This is a genomic window from Streptomyces sp. NPDC048504 (genome assembly GCF_043200035.1).
Lineage (GTDB): Bacteria > Actinomycetota > Actinomycetes > Streptomycetales > Streptomycetaceae > Streptomyces.
Window position 1 is genome coordinate 419,804 of record NZ_JBICXA010000006.1, and the last position, 22,477, is coordinate 442,280.

The following is a 22,477-nucleotide window of genomic DNA, read 5'->3' on the forward strand; positions in this document are numbered from 1 at the left end:
CCCGGGCACCGGAAAACGGCCCCTCAGGCAAGCACAGCCGGACGGAAGGAGGAAGACACCCGACTACTCGGGACTCTCCAGGAACTCCAGCAGATCGGTCAGCGGGAGCGGCTTGGCGAGATGGGCGTCGAAGCCGGCCGCCCGGGACAGCGAGCGGTCGGTGCCCTGACTGAACCCGGAGACCGCGATCAGACGCGGCCGGGTGCCGTGCGGGCGGGCACCGACCGTACGGGCCACCGTGTACCCGTCGGTGTCGGGCAGGCCCAGGTCGCACAGCACCACGTCGAAGACGTCGGACCCCGTCGCGGTGAGCGCGTCCGCGCCGGTGTGGACGACGGTGACGTGGTGACCCTGCCGCTCCAACAGGGTGCGGTATGTCGCGGCCAGGTCGGTGTTGTCCTCCACGATCAGGATGGCCAGTTGGCGCCGGGGACGAGGGAGCGCGGACGGCCGTGGCGGCTCCGGAGCCTCCTCGTCGGCCTGCGGCAGCAGCACGGTGAACTCCGCTCCCTTGCCGGGGCCTTCACTCCGCGCGCTGATCCGGCCGCCGTGCAGTTCGACGACCGTCCGCGCGACCGCGAGGCCCAGACCGAGGCCCTCGGGTGTGTTGGGACCTGCCGGGGCCACGCGGGTGAACACGCCGAACAGGTCCTCGGCCCGGGCGGGTTCGAAACCGATGCCGTCGTCCTGGACGGTGAGCCGGGCCTGCCCCTCGTCGATCGCGAGATGGACCTCGGTACGTCCGCCGGGTGGGGTGTACTTGAGGGCGTTGGACAGCAGGTTCGTCAGCACCTGGGCGAGCCGCAGCCGGTCCCCGTCGACGACAACGGGTGTGTCGGGCAAGGTGAGTTGGAGCGTGCGTTCCTCGTGTCCGAACAGGTTGCGGATGTCGGCGCACGCGCTCGCGACCACGGACCGCACGTCGACCCGCTCGGTTACCAGTTCCAGGCGGCCGGTCAACGCCCGCGTGCCGTCCAGGAGATCGTTGCTCATCCGCACGAGCGTGCCCAACTGCCGTTCCAGGACGGACAGTGCGGGACGGCCGCCGTCCGGCAGATCGAGTGAGAGCAGTTCCACGGCCGCGGTGGCGGCGGCGAGCGGGTTGCGCAGCTCGTGCGAGAGCGTCGCGATGAAACGGTCCTTGGCCCGCTGCTCCTCCCTCAACTGCCGCCCGGCCGCGTCCAGTTCGGCGTTGGCGCGGCTCAGCTGCTCGTTGACCTCGCGGATCTCCCGGGCCCGGACGAAGAGGTCGATCTCCATGCCCTCCGCCCGCATCTGCGCCTCCGCCGCGGCACGTTCCTGCTCCCGGCCGACCCGGCGCAGATGGACGAAGTCCGTGACGTCCTCTACCCGGTGGATGATGTGCGTGACGCGTCCGTCGGTGTCCAGGACGGGGGAGTTGACGGGACTCCAGTACCGCTCGTCGAAGGTGCCCGCCTCGCCGCCGGGAATGTCGTAGCGCTGCAGGGCCATCGTGTCCTTGCGGCCCGTCGCCACCACCGACTCCAGCGAGCGGCGCAGATTGGCGACGCCGTCGGCCGACGGATCGTCCGGGTTGTCGGGGAACACGTCGAAGATCCGCTGCCCGACAATCTCGCGGCCCGTACGGGTGGCGGCGAGGTACGCGCGGTTGACCTCGACGATGGTGAAGTCGGGGCTGAGCACCAGCAGCGGGGACAACGCCGAGTCGAAGAGACGCCGGAAGTCCGGGGTGGCGGGGGGCGGCATGGCGGCTCTCAGGGGTCGAGGCGGTAGCCGTAGCCACGGACCGTGGTGATCCGGGGTGCGGGCGTGGGGAGTGCCGCGAGCTTGCCGCGCAGGCGGTACACATGCTCGATCACGGTCGCCGGCTGCTGCCAGGAGGCACCCCAGCTCCGCTCCAGTACCTGCTCCGTGGAGAACACCCGGCCGGGCGCCTCCCCGAGCATCTCCAACAGGGCGTACTCCTTGGGCCGTAGCGTCAGGAAGACGCCGTCGGCGGACGCCTGGCGGGCCGCCGTGTCGATCCGCAGCGAGCCGATCTGGAACACGGCCGGGACCTCCGGCGGTTGCGATCTGCGCAGTACGGCCCGGATCCGGGCCACCAACTCCCGTTGCGAGAACGGCTTGACCAGGTAGTCGTCGGCGCCGATCTCCAGGCCTGCCACGCGGTCGGCCTCCGCGCCCCGCCCGGTGATCACGATGACCGGGAGGCGGCTGGTGGGCCTCAGGGCCCGGAGGAGTTCCAGGCCGCTGCCGTCCGGCAGGCCGAGATCGAGGACGGCGAGATCGACACGGCTCTCGTGGAGGACGGACTTTCCGGCGCGGGCGTCCATGGCCCAGGTGACGGTGAATCCCTCGCGTTCCAGATAGGAACGGCACATCAGTGCGAAATCGGGTTCGTCCTCGATCAGGGCGAGGTGCGGACGCATTCCGGATCACCTGGCCCAACTGCTGCCCGCTCGTTGTGTCGCTGATGAGCGGGCGTTGATGCCCCGACCATGTGGCGAAGGTAGAACAGTAGGTACCCACGGTTCAAGGGGGAGCCGCTCGGGGGGAGTTCCGGCGCGGGCTCGTGCGGTGCGGGGATGTCGAAGCCGCCGCACGGACCCGCGCCGGATCGCGCGCCCGCGCGCGGAAGGCACGGAACGGGGACGGAACACCTTGCACGAGAACGGCCTGTTGCCCGAGAACGCCCTGCGGTACGAGAACGGCCCGGAGCCTGTGCCCACCCCGGCCTGGCCCGCACCCGGCGAACACGCCCTGCTGGGCACGCGGGACGGCCTGCTGGTCGTCGATCTGCACGGCGACGTCGACCTCGCGACCGCTACCCCGCTGCGCGAGTGGCTCGACTCGGTGGTGGCGCTGCGCGCGCCCGCCTACGTCGTCGATCTGCGCCGCACCACGTTCATCGACTCCACCGGCCTCAACCTGGTGCTGCGTTTCCGGCGCCGGGTGCGGGAGCACGAGGCGGGGTTCGCTGTGGTGTGCGCTCCGCGCACCGTGCGCCTGCTGCGGGCGCACGGCACGCTGGACCTGCTCGATCCGGTGCCCGGCCTCCCGGAGGCGGCCTCCAGGATCGCCGGGCGCTGAGACTCAGACCCGGTCGGCCGCGATCAGCAGATACTGGAAACTGCGGTTGCGGTAGGCGTCCAGAAAGGTGTCCTCGATCCCCGTCACCAGATGGTCGGCCTGCTTGCGCAGCGCCCAGTAGGGGATCGTGTCCTCGGTGAGGTCCTGGACATGGACCGGCACCAGCCGGTTGCGGGCCATCGCCCGGAAGTACTCCGACCTGGGGTGGATGTCGCAGATGTAGTGGGCGTTGATGAGGGACACCTCGCGCGAGGCCCGGCCGTACGTGTCGTTGTAGCAGCCGGTGATCACCACATAGCGTCCGCCCCGGCGCAGCAGCCGGGCGTGCTCGGCGAACAGCAGGTCCAACTCCACATACATCGTGGACTCGTTGTTCCAGGACGCGGCGAACTCCCCTGTCGGGAAGCCGGTGTCGAGCATGTCGCGATGGTGGTAGCGCACCTTGCCGTCGATGCCCCGCTTGCGTGCCTGCGCGTTGGCGAACTCGGCCTGCTTGGCGGAGATCGTGACCCCGTCCGCCCGGCAGCCGTACCCCAGATGCGCCACGACACTGCCCCCGCCGCGCCCGCAGCCCGCATCGAACACCCGGTCTTCCGGGGTGAGTTGGCCGAGATGGGAAGCGAGGAGCTCGGCCTGCGCGTGCTCCAGACGATGCAGTTCCGCGGTGAGCCGCTCCCGGCGCCGGACGGGGTCGGGCTCGTCGAGCACGGACTCGTCGGCCCCGCCGATTCCGTAGTGGTGGTGGTACAGGTCGTCGATCTGTCCGAGGTCGAGGTTGACCGGGTTCTCTTCGGCGTTCCAGTACTCCGCGACACGGTTCTGGTACGTGGACTGGGTCGGCACCGGGGCTGTGGTGCGGCCGGCGTCGGCTGTGGTCAACGGTGACTCCTAGCGTCGTACGTCTGACGAGATGTCAGGGGCTGTTCTGCTACCAGTAGTTGGGCAGGTGGTACCGGTGGCTGTTGGTGGCGTGCCACTCGTGGTTGCCGGCCACCCAGGCGGCGAGGCCCTGGGTGTAGCGCTCGACGAGGGGCGATGCGGCGGACAGCAGCGCGGACTCCTCCTCGAAGGCGTCCGTGATCCGGTTGTGGATCTCGACGGACTTCAGATAGGCCGCCTTCAGCCCGCGCCGGTCGTTGGCGGCGACGACCTGGGGCAGGTTGAGGTGATCCGGGTCGGACAGCTCCTTGGTGAAGGAGTAGAGGTCGTTCACGATCGTGGTGGCGTTGCAGGCCAGGGCCGTGACCCGCTGGATCTCGGGACGGGCGTAGACCTGTTCGGGCAGTTCGTAGCCGTCGATCGCGTCGACGATCGACAGACAGGGGCGGAAGTTGTTGAACTGCCGCATCACCAGGTACTCCCAGACACGCGGCTTGTACCGGATCTCCGCCCACGCGGCCTCGGCGAGGTAGCCGAGGTGGAGCCGGGCGATGTCGTGCACGAACCGGTCGGTCTGGCTGGGGGTGGCGAGGAGGGCGTAGTCCTTGAGCGCGAAGTGGTACGAGCGCAGCGGGCCGTCCGCCTGTACGCCGTGCCGCCACTCCTCCTCGTATTCGGGGGTGGAGTGGAAGGGGTCGAGCGCGGACTGTCCGAAGATCAGCCGTCCGCCCAGGCCGCGGTGCGAGCCGCCCTTGTCCTCGTCCTCCTCGCAGTAGCAGTTGTCGACGATGTTCTCGGCGAGCAGCAACTTGCCCGCGGCGGTGAGGCGTTCGAGGTCGAGCGCCCCCGGGTGCTGGAGCACCACGGCCCGGCCGAACCGGAAGCCGGCGAAGTCCCCGTCCCACGCGGCCGGGAACAGATCGAGCTCGCGCGCCCAGGCCTCCAGCCTGCGGTCGATCTCCGCGGCCTTCTCGGGGTCGGCGGGCGCCGCGGGTCGGTACTTGAGGCCGGGGATCGCCCCGGTGCGCCGGGCTCGGACGGCGCCGGCCAGGTTCGGCGGACCGGGCAGCGAAAGGGATGTGGTCATGAGGTGCTCCACGCCGTCATTCGGCGGTCCGGCCGATCTGGACGTTCTCCAGGATTCCCGCCGCGTCGGGCACCAGGATGGCCATCGAGTAGTACGCGGTGACGAGGTAGCGGATGATCGCGGCCGAGTCGATGCCCATGAAGCGCACGTTCAGGCCGGGCTGGAACTCCTCGGGGATACCGGTCTGGAACAGCCCGATGACACCCTGGTCGGCCTCCCCGGTGCGCAGCGCGATGATGCTGCTGGTGTGCTGCGGGGTGATCGGGATCTTGCCGCACGGGAAGAACGGGACACCGCGCCAGGCGGGGATCTCGTGCCCCTCGACGTTCACCGTGCCGGGCACCAGGCCACGCCGGTTGCACTGTCGGAAGAAGGCCGCGATCGCCTTCGGATGGGCGAGGAAGAGCCGCGTCTTGCGCCGCATCGCGAGCAGTTCGTCCAGGTCGTCCGGGGTCGGCGGGCCGGTGAAGGTGCTGATGCGCTGGGTGTAGTCGACGCTGTGCAGCAGCCCGAACTCCCGGTTGTTGACCAGCTCCCACTCCTGCCGCTCACGGATCTCCTCGATGGTGAGCCTCAGTTGCTGCTGGGTCTGGTCCATCGGGTCGTTGTAGAGGTCGGCGACCCTGGTGTGCACCCGCAGCACGGTCTGGGTGAGCGACAACTCGTACTCGCGCGGGGCGAGTTCGTAGTCGACGAAGCCGCCGGGCAGCGTCGGCTCGCCCACATGGCCGGCCTGCACCGGGACGTCGGCCTCGCCCTTGCGGTTCATCGGTAGCCGCTGCCGCTCGGCGTACGCCTCCAGATGTGCGGCCAACGACGGTACGCGGCCGGTGAATTCGGTCACGACGTCCCACGGCAGCACGAGCAGGACACCCGCCGTCTCGGCGCGCACGGAACTCAGCCACAGCGGGTCGGACTGCCCTATCGCCTCGTCCCCCATCTGGTCGCCGTCGGTGACGACGCCGAGGATCTCCTCCTCGTCGTACTTGCCGGCGGTGTAGCGGGTGAAGCGGCCGTGCGCGACCAAGTAGGCCTCGGTGACGGGCTGTCCGGCCTCGAAGAGGATCTGGCCGGCCCGCACCTCCCGGACCCGGAACCGGCCCGCGACCTCCTTCAGGACCTCCGTGTCGGAGTACCCGCGCAGCACCGGCAGTTCGGTGAGGGTCTCGGGGATGACCTTGATGTCGTCGGCGCCGTTCTGCTCGAACTGCACCCGGCCGCGGCCGACGCTGAGCTGGAGCCGCCGGTTGACGCGGTAGGCACCGCCCCGCACGTCGACCCAGGGCAGCATCTTCAGCAGCCATCGGGAGGTGATGGCCTGCATCTGGGGTTCGGACTTGGTGGTCGTGGCGAGCTGACGTGCCGCCAGGGTGCTGAGGCTGGTGGGTTGTTGACCGTTGCCGGGTGCCGTGGGGTCGGGTTCGTCGGTGGCGGGTCCGTGGGCGCTTTCCGGAGTGGACACTTTCCCTCCCGGGAGGTGAACAGGGGTGAGCGCGTCGTCGGTGTTCAAGCCAAACAGTCCTGCCCAGGACCGGTAACCGCGCGCAGGGGGCGGCTTCACGCCCGGGAGGGTGTAAACCGCCGATCGAGGCGGGGAGAGGAAGAGATCCTTCCCGTGCCCCGGCGCACGGGGCGCTGGAGCGCCTCACCTGCGCGAACCTCCGTGCGCCGCCGACCTGTTGAGGTCGTCCACCCGCGAACCCCTGCGCACCGCCTACCCGTTGAGGTCGTTCACCAGCACCGCGGCCCCGTCGAAACGGCCGGCCTTCAGATCCGTCAGCGCGTCCGCGGCCCGCGCGAGCGGATACGTGTGGGTGGTCGCGCGCACGTGGTGCCGGGCGGCCAGATCGAGGAACTCCCTCGCGTCCGCACGGGTGTTGGAGGTGACGCTGCGCAACTCCTTCTCGTAGAACAGCTCGTGCTCGTAGTCCAGGGGCGGTGTGTCGCTGAGGTGGATGCCGGCGACCGCGAGGACCCCGCCCCGGTCGAGCGCTCGCAGCGCCACCGGCACGAGATCGCCGACCGGCGCGAACAGGATCGCGCTGTCCAACGGCTCCGGCGGAGATTCGTAGGCGTCGCGCGCCGAAGCCGCCCCCAGGTCCAGCGCGAGCCGCTGCGCCGCCCTGCCCCGGGTCAGCACATGCACGGTGGCCCCCTCGGCGAGCGCCACCTGGGCGCACAGATGGGCGCTGCCCCCGAAGCCGTAGAGACCAAGGCGGCCGCCCTGCGGCAGTGCGGTCCGGCGCAGCGCGCGGTAGCCGATGATGCCGGCGCAGAGCAGCGGCGCCAGGGCCACATCGTCGAGGCCGGCCGGGAGCCGATGGGCGAACGCGGCCGGTACGGTCGTGTACTCCGCGTAGCCGCCGTCGGCGTCCCAGCCGGTGTACTCGGAGCGCGGGCACAGATTCTCGGCCCCGCGCAGGCAGTACGCGCACGTGCCGTCGGTACGGCGCAGCCACGCGACGCCCACCCGGTCACCGACCGCGAACCCGCTCACCCCGGCCCCGAGTCCCGCCACCACCCCGACGACCTCGTGCCCCGGAGTCACCTCCGGGCGGTGCACCGGCAGATCCCCCTCGGTGACATGCAGATCGGTCCGGCACACCCCGCACGCGCGCACGTGCACGAGCAGTTCGTCATCCCCAGGTACGGGCACCGGCTTCTCCACGAGCTGGAGAGAACCCCCCTCGACGGGACCCGGCTCGGTCACGGCCCACGCGCGCATCGTCGTCGTATCCGCCATGCGTCCAGTGTGGAACGGACCGCGGCGTTCGGCGCGCGTCCTGCTCTCCGGGTGACTAGCGTGAGAATTCGGACAACCCGACCTATCGGAGAGGGCCGCGATCATGGCCGTACAACCTGAGGGAACGCCCTGTTGGGCCGACGCGATGTTCAGCGACGTCGAGGGAGCCAAGCGCTTCTACGGCGAGGTCCTCGGCTGGACCTTCGGCGACGCGTCGTCGGAGTACGGCAACTACACCCAGGCCTTCGTCGACGACAAGGCGGTCGCGGCCGTCGTACCGCCGATGCCCGGAGCGGAGGGGCAGTCGCAGTGGTGCCTGTACCTCGCGTCACCGGACGCGGCGGCCACCGCGGCGAAGATCCGCGAGAACGGCGGGCAGGTGCTCATGGAGCCGATGAAGGTCGGCGACTTCGGCACGATGTGCCTGGCCAGTGAGCCCAGCGGCGCCGTCTTCGGCGTCTGGCAGGGCGGCGCCCACGAGGGCTTCGAGGCCACGGGCGTGCCCGGCGCCTACGCCTGGGCCGAGGTCTTCACCCGCGAACCCGCGAAGGCGGACGCGTTCTTCGCGGCGGTCTTCCCGTACGCGCAGAAGCAGATGGACGGCGGCGGCATGGACTACCGGATGTACAACGTCGGCGACGAGACGGTGCTGGGCCGGATGGCGATGGGCGACGAGTTCCCGCCCGAGGTGCCGTCGTACGTCAACGTGTACTTCACCGTCCCCGACTGCGACGAAGCCGTCGCCAAGGCCACCGAGCTGGGCGGCATCGTGCGCTTCGGCCCCATGGACAGTCCCTTCGGGCGGTTCGCGGCCCTGAGCGATCCGCAGGGCGCCGCGTTCACGGTGATCGACGTGACCACGACCCAGGGAGAGATGCCCACGAGCACGGGCGTCTAGCCGGGCCGGTCGTCGATCAGCTCCCGTCGGCCGCCCACCAGGCGGGAGCGCAGGCCACGGCCGCGTCGACCAGGTCGGCCTTCGTGACGGACGGGTCGTCGAGCCATGCCCTGATGGCTCCCGCGAAGCCGCGCGCCATGAACTGCGCGATCACGTGACGGTTGGCCTCGGGGAGTCCCGGGTGGTGGCCGTCGGCCATGAGGGCGAGCGTGTAGTCGCTGAAGTGGCGCACGAGGGCCTCGTACACGCCGCTGTCCGCCGGGTCGTCGAGGGCGTGCCGGTATATCGGCAGGTACCGCTCGACGTGGTCGGCCACCTCCGACGTGGCCAGGCGCAGCAGTTCGGGGGCGGAGTCGCCCTGCGCGCGGCGCTCGGCCTCCAGCAGGTGGCCGCGGTCCAGGTCGGCGTGGAGCACCTGGATGAGCAGGTCCAGCGGGGAGCTGTAGCGGTTGTAGAACGTCGCGCGGGTGACCCCGGCGCGGTCGGCCAGCTCGCCGATCGTGATCTGCGAGACGGGCCGCTCGGCGGCGAGGTCAATGATCGCCTCTTCGAAGGCCCGCGTCGTACGGGTGATGCGCGGATCGATCCGGTCGCTCAGTGCTCTGCCCTCCTCGGGTGCACGTTGCACTCTGCCATGGGGAGTGATTTTATACACATGTCAAATAGCGTGGTGAAGGGACAAGGTCATGGCCTCGCACACCGAGATCTCACCCCGGGAAGCCGCCGACCGGCTGGCCATCCGCGAGCTGGTCGACGCCTACGCGCACTGCGCGGACCGGCGGGACGCCAAGGGCCAGATGAGCCTGTTCACCGAGGACACCCGCTTCCTGGTGTTCATGGACGCCACGGCCGCCGAGCCGACGCAGACCCTGCACGGGCGCGAGTCCCTGGCCCCGGTGTTCGACAACCTCAACACCTACCGGGCGACCACGCACTTCAACGGCCAGAGCACCATTTCCATGGACGGCGACGACCGGGCGACAGGCGAGAGCTACTGCCTGGCCCATCACATCGGGGTCGACGAGTCCGGGCGGCGCACGCTGATGATCGCCTCCATCCGCTACCTCGACGAGTTCGCCAAGCAGGACGGCGACTGGTACTTCGCCGAACGCCGGCTGCTGGTCGACTGGACCGAGACGCGCACGTCGACGCCCTGACGCCCGGGCGGGGTCACGTGGCCGGTTCTTCCACGTAGTGGGCCACGCGGTTGGCCACGGCGACTCCCCAGGGGATGCCGAAGAGCAGGACGAGTGCCAGGCCGAGGACGAGGGGAGCCGGGCGCAGGGCGCCGACCCCCACGCACAGGACGGCCATGGCGACACAGGTGCGGGCGAGAGGCCGGTAGAGCCCGAGGTTCTCGTTCCAGTGGCGCGTGGACGCCGCGAGCACCATCGTCGCGCAGAGCACGGCGGCCGCGCCCCCGCACAGCACCCAGGCGGTGGCCGCGGGCGTCCGGCTGTCGTGGGCGTGCTCGACGAGGCCGACCATCGCGGCGCCCATGGCCGCCACCGCGGCCGTGATCGGCAGATGGACCACCATCCACCGCAGGGCGCACGCGCGCGTGGGTCTCGGCAGCCGGTGTCCGGCGAAGTCGAAGTAGGTCCACCACGCGCCGAACCCGACGACCACGGCGACCAGTCCGACGGCGAGGGTGAGCGCGTTGGTCGGCTCGTGGGCCAGTCCGTCGACCACTCCGGTCACGTTCTCGCCGAGCACGATGATGATGAACAGCCCGAACCGTTCCGTGAGCGCGTCGGTCACGCTGAGCGCGACCACCTGTTCCGGAATGGCCCTCCCGATCACGAACACGAACCCCACCAGATAGACGACGGCCAACGCGCCCCACGTCAGCACACGGGCGTCGGCGGGCAGGGCCGCGCTCGCGGCCAGCACGACCGCGCAGGCCGCCGTCCCCGTCACGTACAGCGTGCTGGGGCGCCGGAACTCGGGCGTGTCACTGCGCGAGGCGAGCAGCCACAGCAGCGCCAGGACCCCGAACAGCACCCCCGCGTCCACGGCGAACGCGGCACCGCGCTCGTCGCCCGCGCCGGGGATGAACGCGCCCAGCGGGACGAGCACGAGGATCTGCAGCAGGAACATGCTCCGGCCGCGCGCGTCCTCGTGCCCGTGCAGTTCGTGATGCAGGCTGCCGTTGAGCCACGCGATCCACACCAGCGCGAACACCGCCGCGAACAGGCCCAGTCCGTGCCAGTCGAGCTCTCCGGACAGATGGTGGGCGGCCTGTGCGACCAGCACGACCACGACCAGGTCGTAGAAGAGTTCCAGCGGTCCGACCACCCGCTCGCGCGGCTGTTCGCCGTGGGGGCGCGGGGGTCGCCACAAGTGGCGGCGCACCCGGGCGAATTGCTCTTGTCGCGAGGTCATGCGCGCAGCGTAAGGGGCTAGCGGACGAGATCTTCGGACACGGCCCACAGGCGGGCCGCGTTGTCCCGGTCCAGGGCGTACGGCGCGACGCCGGCGACGGCTCCGGCCCGCTCGGTGACCGGCTCGGATCGGGCGCAGTCCTCGAAGTAGGCGCCGGTGACGCCCTGCACGGTCGGCGAGGCGGCCAGCAGGACCGAGGTCGCGGCGCCCTGCTCCACCGACTTCTGCGGCGGCAGCGCGAGTTCGCCCGAGGCGATGAAGGCGGCCACCTGGTCCATGTCCATGTGCCGGGACAGGGAGGTGTCCGCGATATTGCCCGGCATCAGCGCGTTCGCGGTGATGCCGTCGGCGGCCCAGCGCTCGGCGGCACCGACGGCGAACAGGGCGTTGGCGGTCTTCGACTGGCCGTACGAGGTCCAGGGGTCGTAGGGGCGGAAGCGGTAGTCCAGGTCGTCGAAGACGACGGGGGAGAAGAGGTGGCCGATGGAGCTCACCGACACGATCCGCGCGCCGTCCGCCGCCGCGAGAGCCGAGTGGAGGCCGGTGGCGAGGGCGAAGTGGCCCAGGTGGTTGACGCCGAACTGCCATTCGCGGCCCTCGGGCGTGCGGGTGAGTTCGGGCGTGGCCATGACGCCGGCGTTGTTGACCAGGATGTGCAGCGGGCCCTGCCAGGCCGCCACGAATGCGGTGATCGTCGACCGGTCGGCCAGGTCGAGCCGCCCGACCGTCAACTGCCCCGATCCGGGCGGCAGTTCCTTCTCCAGGCGCTCCGCGACCTGGGCGCCCGCGTCGGTGTTCCGTACGGCGAGGGTGACATCGGCTCCCGCCGCGGCGAGCGCCCGGGCCGTTTCCACCCCGATCCCGGAACTGGCCCCGGTCACCACGGCCCGGCGGCCGTGCAGGTCGACGCCGTCGATCACTTCGGCGGCGGTTGTGTCCGCACTGAACATCTGGAACCCCAACAGGTGGACTAATTGACATCTGTATATTAGCAGTGGCTGTGAACACCGCCTCTCGAACCGGCACCGCTTGCCGAGGGTGACGCCGGGCCCCTCGCGCGGCCATGGCATGATCGGGCGCATGCGTGAACGTGTGGTGGCCGCGTGCGACGGGGCTTCGAAGGGGAATCCCGGGCCGGCCGCCTGGGCGTGGGTCGTCTCGGACGACAAGGAGAGCCCGGCCCGCTGGGAGGCGGGGCCGCTCGGCAAGGCCACCAACAACGTCGCCGAACTCACCGCGCTGGAGCGCCTGTTGACGGCGACCGCACCGGACGTACCGCTGGAGATCCGCATGGACTCGCAGTACGCCATGAAGGCGGTCACCACCTGGCTGCCCGGCTGGAAGCGCAACGGCTGGAAGACCTCCGGCGGAAAGCCCGTCGCCAACCAGGAGTTGGTCGTCCGGATCGACGAACTCCTCGACGGCCGCTCGGTCGAGTTCCGCTACGTCCCCGCCCACCAGGTCGACGGCGACCCGCTGAACGACTTCGCCGACCGCGCGGCCAGCCAGGCGGCCATCGTCCAGGAGCCCGCGGGCAGCGACCTCGGCTCCCCGGAACCGCCCCCCTCACCCGACACCCCGAAGAAGCCCGCCCGCTCCGGCGGTGCCAAGTCGCCCCGCAAGAGCGCCGGTTCGGCCTCCCGCACCATCAAGGCCAAGTTCCCCGGCCGCTGCCTGTGCGGTCGCGCGTACGCGGCCGGCGAGCCCATCAGCAAGAACCCCCAGGGCTGGGGCCACCCGGAGTGCGCTACCGCCGAGGCGTAAGCCCCCGCCTGCTCGACGCGTCCCATCGGTCTTCGAGTTCCGAGGCCGATGGGACTTTCGTGCGTCTCCAGCCTGCTACTCTGCGGTTCCACTTGACCACTTTGAGTAATCCCCAGGGGTGTGCGCGTGAAGGTCGCCTGTGTCGGAGGCGGGCCCGCCGGTCTGTATCTCTCCATCCTGCTGAAGCGTCAGGACCCGTCCCACGACATCACCGTCTACGAGCGCAACCCCGAGGGCTCGACCTACGGCTGGGGCGTGACGTACTGGCGTGGACTGCTCGACCAACTCCGGGAGTACGACCCGGAGTCCGCGCGGGCCGTCGACGAACACTCGGTGCGCTGGAGCGACGGCGTCGCCCGCATCCGGGACCTGACGACCACTCAACCCGGGGACGAGGGCCACGGCATCGGCCGCCACCGACTCCTCAAGATCCTCGCCGAACGGGCCCGATCCCTGGGCGTGCGGCTGGAGTTCGAGTGCGAGGTGACCGCTGACGACCTGCCCGACGCCGATCTGATCGTGGCCGCCGACGGTGTCAACAGCGCGCTGCGCACCCGCCACGCCGACCACTTCGGCGCCGAACTCACGCCCGGCCGCAACCAGTACATCTGGCTCGGCACCAGCAAGGTCTTCGGCTCCTTCACCTTCGCCTTCGTGGAGACCGACCACGGCTGGATCTGGTGCTACGGCTACGCGTTCGGCCCCGAGGGCAGCACCTGCGTCATCGAGTGCGCCCCCGAGACCTGGACCGGCCTCGGTCTCGACACCGCGGCCGAGGCCGACGGACTCGCCCTGCTGGAGAAGCTGTTCGCCGACATTCTCGACGGTCACTCCCTGATCGGCCGCGCCTCGGCCGACGGCAGCGCCCAGTGGCTGAACTTCCGCACGCTGACCAACCGGACCTGGCACCGCGACAACCTCGTCCTGCTCGGCGACGCCGCCCACACCACCCACTACTCCATCGGCGCCGGCACCACCCTCGCCCTGGAGGACGCCATCGCGCTCGCGGACGCCCTGCGTGACCACTCCGAGCTGCCGCAGGCCCTCGCCGCCTACGAACAGCGCCGTAGATCCGCCCTGCTGTCCATCCAGAGCGCGGCCCGCTACAGCGCCCAGTGGTACGAGAACCTCGAGCGCTACATCCACCTGCCCCCGCACCGCATGTTCGCCCTGCTCGGCCAACGCCACTCGCCGCTGCTGCCGTACATCCCGCCGCAGGTGTACTACGGCATCGACAAGGCGGCGGGACGGCTGGAGGCGCTGCGCCGGTTCAAGCGCTGGCTCGGGCCCAGGGTCGCGCGGACCGTGCACGCGCGGGCGCTCGCCTCCCGCAAGTAGGCCCCTCCGGGAGCGGCCCGGCTTCCGCGAGCGGCCTGGGGAGGTTGGGTGAATGACTATTCACCAGTTAGGGTGAATGGTCATTCACCTTCTTTTTTTCATGCCAGCTGGAGTGCCCATGGGCCAGCCCGTCCCGATACCCGACCCGTCCGGCGGCCTCGCCGGGCGGACTCCCTTCCGGGACCGGCTCACCGTTCCGGTGCTGGCGTTCGGCGGGATCCTCATGGCGGTCATGCAGACCGTGGTCGTCCCGCTTTTGCCGTCCCTGCCCCGGCTGACCCACTCCTCCGCGGGCGCCGTCTCCTGGATGGTCACCGCGACCCTGCTGTCCGGCGCCGTCCTCACCCCCGTGCTCGGCAGGGCCGGCGACATGTACGGCAAGCGGCGGGTCCTGACGAGCGCGCTGGGCCTGATGACCGTCGGCTCGGTCATGTGCGCCCTGTCCTCCGACATCCGCGTCCTGATCTTCGCCCGCGCCCTGCAAGGCGCCGCGGCCGCCGTGGTCCCCCTGTCGATCAGCATCCTGCGCGACGAACTGCCCCCGGAGCGCCGGGGCAGCGCGGTGGCCCTGATGAGTTCCACGGTCGGTATCGGCGCCGCGCTCGGACTGCCGCTCGCGGCGCTGATCGTGCAGTACGCCAACTGGCACGTCATGTTCTGGGCGACCAGCGCACTCGGCGCGCTCGGTGTGTGGGGGATCTGGTGGGCGGTGCGCGAGTCGCCCGTCCGCGAACCGGGCCGCTTCGACGTGCTCGGCACGCTGGGACTCGCCGTAGGACTGGTGTGTCTGCTGCTCGGGGTGTCGCAGGGCGGTCAGTGGGGGTGGGGCAGTCCGCAGATCCTGGCGCTGTTCCTCGCCACGGTCGTCGTGTTCGGCCTGTGGTGGTGGCAGCAGCTCCGGGTGGAACAGCCGCTGGTCGACCTGCGGTTGGTGTCAAGGCCAAGGGTGGGCCTGTCCCATGTGGCGGCCCTGCTGACCGGCTTCGCGTTCTACGCCAACTCCCTCGTCACCGCCCAGCTGGTGCAGGCGCCCAAGGCGACCGGGTACGGGCTCGGGCTGTCCATCGTCCAGACCGGCCTGTGCCTGCTGCCCGGCGGCATCACCATGCTGCTGCTCTCACCCGTCTCGGCCCGCATCTCGGCGGCCCGCGGCCCGCGCATCACGCTCGCCCTCGGCGCCGCGATCATCGCGCTCGGCTATGTGGTCCGCATCGCCGACAGCCGTGACCTGTGGACGATCATCCTCGGCGCGACGGTCGTGGCCACGGGCACCACCTTCGCCTACTCGGCGTTGCCCACCCTCATCCTGCGCGCCGTCCCGGCCGGCCAGACCGCGTCCGCCAACGGCGTCAACGTCCTGATGCGGACCATCGGCCAGGCCGTCTCCAGCGCCGTCGTGGCCGCAGTACTCGTGCACCACACCAGCCCGGTCGGCGGGCTCCCGCTGCCCACGCTGCACGGATACCTGATGGCGTTCGGCATCGCGGGCGTGATCGCCCTGGTGGCGAGCGCGGCGGCCCTGACCATCCCGGGCGACCCCGCTCCCGACGACACGAGGCTCGCCCGCGAGAGTTCCGAGGGCGCGCGGGACGAGGCCTTGGAGGGAGCATGAGTGCCGTGAGCACCACTCCACCGACCGCGTCCCCGCCCGCACGCCGGGACGCCGAGGCGACCAAGGCGGCCATCCTCCGGGCCGCCCGTTACCTCCTCGCGCGCAACGCGCACGCCGACATCACCCTCAAGGCCGTCGCCGAACGCGCCGGTGTCAGCGCCCCGTTGATTCTCAAGTACTTCGGCAACAAGGACGCCCTCTTCGCCCGCGTCATGTCCTTCGAGACCGACGCGGACGACCTCCTCGACGCCCCGCTCGGCGACCTCGGCCGCCACATGGTCCGGCACGTCCTCGTCAGCCAGCGCGAGCGCGGCGCCGACCCGCTGCTGCGCATCGCGTTCGCACCTCTCCAGGGCGACCACGGCGACATCCTGCGCGTCAACTTCCGCGCCCAGGTGGTCGACCGCCTCGCCGGGCGCCTCTCCGGCCCCGACGCCGCCCTGCGCGCCGAACTCGCCGTCGCGACCATCCTCGGCCTCGGCGTGATGTACGGCATCGCCCGCGGCACTCAACTGCGCGCGACCGCGATCGACACCGTCGTGGACCGCTACGGGCCCACCGTGCAGGCCCAGTTGACGCCGTTCTGAGCTAGCGCGCCCGGCGTCGCTCCGCCCGTGCGCGACAGTACTGCCGGACCAGGACACGCAAGGAGGCGGGAGCAGCCGGGCTCGCCCCGCGCCGCAGGAGCCTGCCGCCCTCGCGGCGCACCGCGCGGAGCCGCAGTTCCTGGACGGCGATCAGGGCGTCGAGAAACGGCCGGTACCCGGGCGCGACGAGTGCGGGAAGCTTACGGCCCTCCGTGAGCGTGGCCTCGGCGAGATCGGCCTGCTCCAGGACCAGTCGCCCCAACGCGGGCTCACACGCCTCGGACCTGCTCCGCAGATCCTCGAACTTCAGCCCGTGCCGGACCAGTTCGTCCTCCGGGATGCCGATACGGCCGTCCTCGGCGTCCTCCGCGAGATCGGCCAGGAAGTCGGCGCGCTGCAGGCCCTCGATCAGGGCCCGGCATCCCTGGACGTACGGATCGCCGGGTCCGGCGTCGGGGTCGGGCGCGAGCAGCGACGCGGTGAGCATCAGGGCGGGCAGCGCGTAACTGTCCACGTACGCCTGGAAGTCGGCCTCCGTCGCGAAGCCCGTCCAACTCGCCTCGACCGTGGCGCCGTCGAGGAAGGCCCGCACCCGGGTGGCCAGGTACGGGTGACGGCCCGTGGTGTCCCGGAGCGCCAACAGGGTGTGGTTGGCGGGCAGTTCACGGCGCTCAAGGGCCGTAGTGGTCTCGGCGTCCCAGGATGCGAGGGTCGCCGTACGGACGTCCACGTCGCCGGTGTCGATCAGTTCGTCGGTCGCGTGCATGTAGGCCACCGCGGCGACCGCCGGCGGATGCAGCTCCGCCGGCAACAGCAGCCGCACCGCGGTGTACTCGTGCGGCGCGAACCTGCGGACGAGCCGGCGTTGGGCGTCGTAGGCACGCCGCAGCCGCGGATCGGTGATGCCCGCCTTCGTCAGTGCGGTGGACCAACTGCTCACAACTCTCCCCAGCTCATGGACCCGGAGACAGCCTAGTCAGTCCTACTCGAACAGCCGGTCCAGGAAGGCGTTCCCGAACACTCCGTGCGGGTCCAGCCGGTCGAAGGTCCCGGCCGCCTGCCCCCACACCGTCTCCCCGAACGAGCCCGGGATCGCCGTGCCCAGCACCTCCGCGTCGCTCCACGCGGCCTGCTCGGTGTAGGCCCAGCCCTTCGACCACTCAACCCGGGTCAGGGCGTCCGTACCGTCGTACGAGCGAAGCAGGAACTGCTCCAACTCCCGCAGGAACTCCTCCGCGTACGGCGTGCCAGGGAGTGTCAGGACGTCCAGCCAGATGGCCGTGTCCCACTCGGGGTGCTCGGTGCTCGGCCGCAGTGCGGACAGCAACGGGGTGCGGGCGCCCGCCAGTTCGGTGTCGCCGGGGTGGTCGAGGCCGGTCACGCGGATCTCGACGGTGCCGTTGACGGGGAAGCGGCCGAGCGCCGCGTACGCGGTGAGCCACTCCTGGTAGAAGTCGGTGAACTCATGGACCACACGCTGCACTTGGGTCCGGGTGGTCAGCACCGCGTAGCCGTTGGCGGTCTCACGCAACGTCGTCGGCTTGATGTAGAGCAGCGTGTTCTTCGACGGCCCCCAGATGTCCGCCGACAGCGTCGTCGTCAACCCCAGCGCGGCCACGTCGAGTTGGGCGTTGCCGAGCACCGGCGCCAGATACCAGGCGCTGTCGGACAGGATCCTCCCGACCAGATCCGCCACCAGCGTCGGCACGTTGTCGGAGAACGGATAGTTGTACGGCGACGAGACGTGCCGCGAGGTCAATGGCCGGGTCGGCTCGACACTCCACACCTTCAGCCAGGGGAACTCGGTGAACGCGAACCAGATCGCCTCGGCCCGCCCCGACGCGTCCAGGAAGCTCGCGAAGGTCCGCCCACCGGACCCGGGCGCCGCGAACAACTCGGTGGCCGGAATGTCCGTACGGCTGACGCAGCGCAGGTTGGCGTTGGTCCCGACCCGCAGTACGACCTCGGTGACCAGCGACCGCCCCAGATGCGTGAGCAGCGCGGCGCAGTCCGCCTCGTCGCGGGTGTAGGTCCGCAGGACGTACGCGCCGGTGTCCGTGTCCCACACCACCGCCGTCAGCGACAGCACCAGATTGCTGAGCGACCCGAACGTGTGCCCGGCCGTCTGCTTCTCGCCGTTCGCCGGTACGGCCGTGCCGTGCGCGTCGATGGCCAGGGCGCCGCCGAGCGTCAGGTCGCCGGGCGCGGGCGAGGCGGTGACACCGAGGCCGTGCCCCTCCAGGAATGTGAGCAGCGCCTCCAAGGTGACACCCGTACCGGCCCGCACGGCCGAGGCGGAGTCCAGGGCCAGGCCCGTGAGGTGCGGGGCCGTGTCGACCAGCAGCACCGGCGCGTCGGACGTCGTACCGGACTCGATCGTGAGCGGTGACCAGCCGTGCGAGGAGCCGCGGGCGCGGACCCGCCAGCCGTGCTGCCAGGCCCAGTTGACGACCGACACCACCTGGCCGGGATCGGTCGGAGCGCACGCCCACAGTCCGTCGGCGGTGATCTCGCCGACCCAGTTCCGGTACGCCGAGCGGTAGAGGTCGACCTCGGCCGGGAAGTCGGGCAGTTCGGCCGCCGCGACAGCCGGGTCGGCCGTCAGAAGGACGGGTACGGCGGCCAGAGCGGCCGCGGAGAGGAGGAAGCCCCGACGGGTCCAGGGAGCGGAACTGCCGTTCCCCGACTGGAGGTTGTTCGCCACATGATCGGTCACGCGCACACGCTAGGTGCCGGTTGACACGAGTAGGCATCCTGTCGAACCGATTCACTCGTGTGAGTGAAACATTCACAGGTCGCGGCCCGGCGGAGCCCGATCCGCGCATGTCAGTGGCGGATGACAGACTGACGGCATGGACGAACGTGTAATCGGCAGGTCGAATCAGCAGCTGTCCGTCGTCGGTCTCGGCACCTGGCAGCTGGGCGCCGACTGGGGAGACGTCGACGACAAGGAAGCCCTCGCCGTGCTGGAGGCGGCGGCGGAGTCGGGGGTGACCTTCTTCGACACGGCCGACGTGTACGGCGACGGGCGCAGCGAGCAGACCATCGCCACGTTTCTGAGCGGCCGGCCCGATCTCCATGTGCTGGTCGCGACGAAGATGGGCCGCCGCGTCGACCAGATCCCGGAGAACTACGTCCTCGACAACTTCCGCGCGTGGAACGACCGTTCGCGCCGCAACCTCGGCGTCGACCGCATCGACCTCGTGCAGCTGCACTGCCCGCCCACGCAGGTCTACTCCTCGGACGAGGTGTTCGACGCCCTCGACACCCTGGTCGCGGAGGAGCGCATCGCACGGTACGGCGTCAGCGTCGAGACCTGCGAGGAAGCCCTCACCGCGATCGCCCGGCCGAACGTGACCAGCGTGCAGATCATCCTCAACGCGTTCCGTATGAAGCCCCTGCTCCAGGTGCTCCCGGCCGCCCAGGAGGCGGGCGTCGGCATCATCGCGCGCGTGCCGCTCGCGTCGGGCCTGCTGTCCGGCAAGTACACCAAGGACACGGTGTTCCCGGAGAACGACCACCGCACCTACAACCTCCACGGCGAGGCCTTCGACCAGGGCGAGACCTTCTCCGGCGTCGACTACACGACGGGCGTCGAGGCCGCCGCCGAGTTCTCCGCGCTCGCCCCGGAGGGGTACACCCCGGCCCAGCTGGCCCTGCGCTGGATCATCGACCAGCCCGGTGTCACCTCGGTGATCCCCGGCGCCCGCTCACCCGAACAGGCCCGCGCCAACGCGGCCGCCGCCAAGCTGCCCGCGCTGTCCCAGGACACGCTCACCGCGATCCGGGACCTCTACGACCGCCGGATCAAGGACCAGGTCGAGGGCCGCTGGTAGATCGCGGTCCGTTTGAACGGTCGGCGGTCCGGTTACCCGGACCGCATGACCGAGGAAGAGCGGCGGACGGGACGCGACGAGACCGAGGACGAGAGAGCGGACCGGATGTGGGGCGAGCTCATCCAGGAGGTCCGGGTCGCGCAGACGGGCGTACAGATCCTGTTCGGTTTCCTGCTGACCGTCGTCTTCACTCCGAAGTACGCTCAGCTGGAGCACTCGAACCAGGTTCTCTACATCGTGACCGTCGTCCTCGGCGCCACCGCCACCGGCGCCCTGATCGGCCCGGTCTCCCTGCACCGCCTGGTCTCTGGCCGAAAGGTGAAACCCCAGGCGGTGCGCTGGGCGTCCCGGCTGACCTTCGTCGGCCTCCTCCTGCTGCTCGCCACGATGACCGCCGCACTGCTGCTGATCCTCCGGGTCGCCACCCACGACGGGTATGTGCCCTGGCTCGTCGCGGGGGTGGTCATGTGGTACGTGGTGTGCTGGTACGTAGTGCCGCTGTGGGCGCGGCACCGGCATACGAGCCGGTGACCCCGAGCCGCGCCATCTGCCGGTCGTGCACCCGGCTCAGCACCAGCACCGAGACCGTGGCCCCGATCAGCGCGCAGAACATGTCCCACTGCGTGTCCCACACATCACCCTGCGTGGCCAGGAAGGCGTCCGCGCTGTGTCCGCCGATCACGGCCGCCGCCCACTCGAACAGCTCGAAGAGGGCGCTGAAGGCGAGGCACGCGCACACGGTGAGCGGCGCCAGCCAGCGGCTGCCGCGCAGCGGCGAGGTGCGGGTGAGCAACTCCCGTACCAGGACCGCCGGTACGAAGCCCTGCATGAGGTGGCCGAGACGGTCGTAGGGATTACGGCTGAGCCCGAAGGTGTCACGGACCCAGTCGCCCGCCGGTACCTCCGCGTACGTGTAGTGGCCGCCCACGGCGAGGACCAGCGCGTGCAAGGCGAGCAGGCAGCACAGCAGGCCGGTGAGGGGGAAGCGGCGCCAGGTCAGGACGATCACCGGGAGTCCGACGAAGACCCACACGGTCTCCAGGAACCAGGTCGTGCGGTCGTGCGGATGCCAGGCGGAGAGGGCCATGCCGACGACCACCAGCGCGACCATGGCGGCGGGCAGACGGCGCCGCGGTGCGGAAGCAGGAACGGACACGATGGGGCTCCCTTGTCGTGGGGAGCCCCATCGTGTCCGAAGGCCGAAGCCGCTGCATGAGTACGGCTACTCAGCCGGAGTGGTGGTCTTGCGCAGCGCGTTGAGGCAACTGTCGATGGCCTGCTGGAGCTCCTCCAGACGCTGGACCATGTCGTCCTCGTAGAAGTCCTGGGCGTCGTCGAAGGTCAGCTCCTCGAACGCCTTCGTGGCCTTCTGGAGGCTGCTGTAGAACCTCGTCCGCTTCTCCTGGACGCGGAGTTCCGGGTCGGCCTCCACCGTCTCGACGACCAGGTTCTTCATGGTGTCGTAGGCCTCGGTGGCCCACTCGCCGGTGTCCTCGCCCTCCTCCAGCTCGTCGAGCAGTGACAGGTGCCGCTCCGCCTCCTGGCGGACGTCGAGGGGTGCGTCGACTGTCTGTCCTGCGGGGGTCTTGATCTGGCCCGATTCGGCGATCTGGCGGACGTATCCGATCCGGTCCGCCGAACGGCTCTCCGTCGCGACGGCCTTCTTCAGGTCGTCCGTGCGTACGACGTCCCGGGCCAGCTCGGACTGGAGTTCCGGGTCCTCGCGGACGCGGTCCAGCAGGGCCTGGCGGGCGGCCCGCGCGGTGGACGGGTCGGCGAGGATCGCGGCGCGCAGCGCGGTCGGGTTCTCCGCGACCTCCAGCGCCTTGGTGGGGCGGATGCCCTCGGCCTCGGCGGCCTCGGTGATGGCGGTGCCGCGCTCGGAGGTGGCGCTGGAACGGGAGACGTAGTAGTTCAACCACACGTCGGCGTCCGGGAGTTCGACCTCCTGGCCGGGGGCCAGCTCCTCGAAGTGCGGGACGAGACCGTCGTCCGCGGCCCGGTCCCAGGCCTTGTAGTAACGCATGACCCGCTCGGGGGAGCAGTCGGCGAGTTCGGCGAACTCCTTCGCGGACACCTTCGGCGTCTCGTCCGCGCTCTGCCCGCCGGGCCGGACGCTGCGCGCCATCTTGAGGCCGAACGCCCAGCCGCCGGTGCGGGCGTAGGCTCCGAACTCGTGCGCGTCCCGGGCGACGAGGCCGGCGTCGTCGAGGGCGGTGAAAGACGTCTCGGCCTGGTCGATCACTACGGTCAAGGCGGACTCTCCTGGGCTTGTG

At 70.5% G+C, this 22,477-nt stretch carries 22 protein-coding genes; 9 read left to right on the forward strand and 13 right to left on the reverse strand.

Going from position 1 to position 22,477, the window contains the following annotated elements; genetic code table 11:
• Positions 1-63: 63 nt before the first annotated feature.
• Both ACGFY9_RS17975 and ACGFY9_RS17980 read right to left on the reverse strand, forming a co-directional pair.
• Positions 64-1,728, reverse strand: coding sequence for an ATP-binding protein (locus ACGFY9_RS17975; RefSeq protein ID WP_393755135.1), 1,665 nt, complete (start codon positions 1,726-1,728; stop codon positions 64-66).
• A gap of 8 nt (positions 1,729-1,736) precedes the next feature.
• Positions 1,737-2,411 (reverse strand): response regulator transcription factor, encoded by a 675-nt coding sequence (locus tag ACGFY9_RS17980; protein ID WP_393755137.1) that lies wholly within the window; start codon positions 2,409-2,411, stop codon positions 1,737-1,739.
• Positions 2,412-2,643: 232 nt separating this feature from the next.
• Between ACGFY9_RS17980 and ACGFY9_RS17985 the strand changes: the two genes are divergently transcribed.
• The gene (locus ACGFY9_RS17985) at positions 2,644-3,072 is read left to right on the forward strand and encodes an STAS domain-containing protein (RefSeq protein WP_393755139.1); all 429 of its coding nucleotides are present in this window, start codon (positions 2,644-2,646) and stop codon (positions 3,070-3,072) included.
• 3 nt (positions 3,073-3,075) lie between these two features.
• On the opposite strand, the gene ACGFY9_RS17990 is transcribed toward ACGFY9_RS17985, so the two are convergent.
• From ACGFY9_RS17990 to ACGFY9_RS18005, 4 genes are all read right to left on the reverse strand, one after another.
• Positions 3,076-3,951, reverse strand: a complete 876-nt coding sequence (locus ACGFY9_RS17990; protein WP_393755141.1) for a geranyl diphosphate 2-C-methyltransferase — start codon at positions 3,949-3,951, stop codon at positions 3,076-3,078.
• Positions 3,952-4,000: 49 nt separating this feature from the next.
• On the reverse strand, positions 4,001-5,038 hold the full coding sequence (locus ACGFY9_RS17995) for a family 2 encapsulin nanocompartment cargo protein terpene cyclase (protein WP_393755143.1): 1,038 nt from the start codon (positions 5,036-5,038) through the stop codon (positions 4,001-4,003).
• 16 nt (positions 5,039-5,054) lie between these two features.
• Complete coding sequence (locus ACGFY9_RS18000) at positions 5,055-6,500, reverse strand: family 2B encapsulin nanocompartment shell protein (protein ID WP_393755145.1); 1,446 nt, start codon at positions 6,498-6,500, stop codon at positions 5,055-5,057.
• 252 nt (positions 6,501-6,752) lie between these two features.
• Positions 6,753-7,763, reverse strand: coding sequence for a zinc-binding alcohol dehydrogenase family protein (locus ACGFY9_RS18005; protein WP_393755277.1), 1,011 nt, complete (start codon positions 7,761-7,763; stop codon positions 6,753-6,755).
• Between the two features lie 121 nt (positions 7,764-7,884).
• Here ACGFY9_RS18005 and ACGFY9_RS18010 point away from each other — a divergent pair, with 121 nt between their 5' ends.
• On the forward strand, positions 7,885-8,679 hold the full coding sequence (locus ACGFY9_RS18010) for a VOC family protein (RefSeq protein WP_393755147.1): 795 nt from the start codon (positions 7,885-7,887) through the stop codon (positions 8,677-8,679).
• 16 nt (positions 8,680-8,695) lie between these two features.
• On the opposite strand, the gene ACGFY9_RS18015 is transcribed toward ACGFY9_RS18010, so the two are convergent.
• Positions 8,696-9,307, reverse strand: a complete 612-nt coding sequence (locus tag ACGFY9_RS18015) for a TetR/AcrR family transcriptional regulator (RefSeq protein ID WP_393755149.1) — start codon at positions 9,305-9,307, stop codon at positions 8,696-8,698.
• A 58-nt stretch (positions 9,308-9,365) separates the two neighbouring features.
• Here ACGFY9_RS18015 and ACGFY9_RS18020 point away from each other — a divergent pair, with 58 nt between their 5' ends.
• Entirely contained in the window at positions 9,366-9,836 is a 471-nt protein-coding gene (locus ACGFY9_RS18020; protein WP_393755151.1) for a nuclear transport factor 2 family protein, read from the forward strand.
• Positions 9,837-9,849: 13 nt separating this feature from the next.
• Here ACGFY9_RS18020 and ACGFY9_RS18025 read toward each other — a convergent pair whose 3' ends face one another.
• Together ACGFY9_RS18025 and ACGFY9_RS18030 are read right to left on the reverse strand one after the other, a co-directional pair.
• Positions 9,850-11,064 (reverse strand): low temperature requirement protein A, encoded by a 1,215-nt coding sequence (locus ACGFY9_RS18025; RefSeq protein WP_393755152.1) that lies wholly within the window; start codon positions 11,062-11,064, stop codon positions 9,850-9,852.
• A gap of 17 nt (positions 11,065-11,081) precedes the next feature.
• A complete protein-coding gene (locus ACGFY9_RS18030) occupies positions 11,082-12,014 on the reverse strand; it encodes an SDR family NAD(P)-dependent oxidoreductase (RefSeq protein ID WP_393755154.1) in 933 nt (310 codons plus the stop codon).
• A 118-nt stretch (positions 12,015-12,132) separates the two neighbouring features.
• On the opposite strand from ACGFY9_RS18030, the gene ACGFY9_RS18035 reads away from it, so the two are divergent.
• From ACGFY9_RS18035 to ACGFY9_RS18050, 4 genes are all read left to right on the forward strand, one after another.
• The gene (locus ACGFY9_RS18035; RefSeq protein ID WP_393755156.1) at positions 12,133-12,828 is read left to right on the forward strand and encodes a ribonuclease H; all 696 of its coding nucleotides are present in this window, start codon (positions 12,133-12,135) and stop codon (positions 12,826-12,828) included.
• A gap of 126 nt (positions 12,829-12,954) precedes the next feature.
• Positions 12,955-14,166: an FAD-dependent monooxygenase gene (locus ACGFY9_RS18040; protein WP_393755157.1), complete on the forward strand. Its 1,212-nt coding sequence runs from the start codon at positions 12,955-12,957 to the stop codon at positions 14,164-14,166.
• 118 nt (positions 14,167-14,284) lie between these two features.
• Entirely contained in the window at positions 14,285-15,778 is a 1,494-nt protein-coding gene (locus ACGFY9_RS18045) for an MFS transporter (RefSeq protein WP_393755159.1), read from the forward strand.
• Positions 15,775-16,365: a TetR family transcriptional regulator gene (locus ACGFY9_RS18050; RefSeq protein ID WP_393755161.1), complete on the forward strand. Its 591-nt coding sequence runs from the start codon at positions 15,775-15,777 to the stop codon at positions 16,363-16,365. Before ACGFY9_RS18045 ends, ACGFY9_RS18050 begins: the two co-directional genes overlap by 4 nt.
• Before the next feature lies 1 nt (position 16,366).
• Here ACGFY9_RS18050 and ACGFY9_RS18055 read toward each other — a convergent pair whose 3' ends face one another.
• Together ACGFY9_RS18055 and ACGFY9_RS18060 are read right to left on the reverse strand one after the other, a co-directional pair.
• Entirely contained in the window at positions 16,367-17,305 is a 939-nt protein-coding gene (locus ACGFY9_RS18055; protein ID WP_393755162.1) for a squalene/phytoene synthase family protein, read from the reverse strand.
• Between the two features lie 42 nt (positions 17,306-17,347).
• Entirely contained in the window at positions 17,348-19,081 is a 1,734-nt protein-coding gene (locus ACGFY9_RS18060) for a cholesterol oxidase substrate-binding domain-containing protein (protein WP_393755164.1), read from the reverse strand.
• A gap of 136 nt (positions 19,082-19,217) precedes the next feature.
• Between ACGFY9_RS18060 and ACGFY9_RS18065 the strand changes: the two genes are divergently transcribed.
• On the forward strand, positions 19,218-20,201 hold the full coding sequence (locus ACGFY9_RS18065) for an aldo/keto reductase (protein ID WP_393755165.1): 984 nt from the start codon (positions 19,218-19,220) through the stop codon (positions 20,199-20,201).
• 45 nt (positions 20,202-20,246) lie between these two features.
• Positions 20,247-20,732 carry a DUF6328 family protein gene (locus ACGFY9_RS18070; protein WP_393755167.1) on the forward strand — a complete coding sequence of 162 codons (486 nt, stop codon included), beginning with the start codon at positions 20,247-20,249 and terminating at the stop codon, positions 20,730-20,732.
• Here the strand turns inward: ACGFY9_RS18070 and ACGFY9_RS18075 are convergent.
• Positions 20,665-21,312 (reverse strand): DUF2238 domain-containing protein, encoded by a 648-nt coding sequence (locus ACGFY9_RS18075; RefSeq protein ID WP_393755279.1) that lies wholly within the window; start codon positions 21,310-21,312, stop codon positions 20,665-20,667. The genes ACGFY9_RS18070 and ACGFY9_RS18075 overlap by 68 nt on opposite strands.
• Positions 21,313-21,423: 111 nt before the next feature.
• Positions 21,424-22,446, reverse strand: a complete 1,023-nt coding sequence (locus ACGFY9_RS18080) for a hypothetical protein (RefSeq protein ID WP_393755281.1) — start codon at positions 22,444-22,446, stop codon at positions 21,424-21,426.
• Positions 22,447-22,477 lie beyond the last annotated feature (31 nt).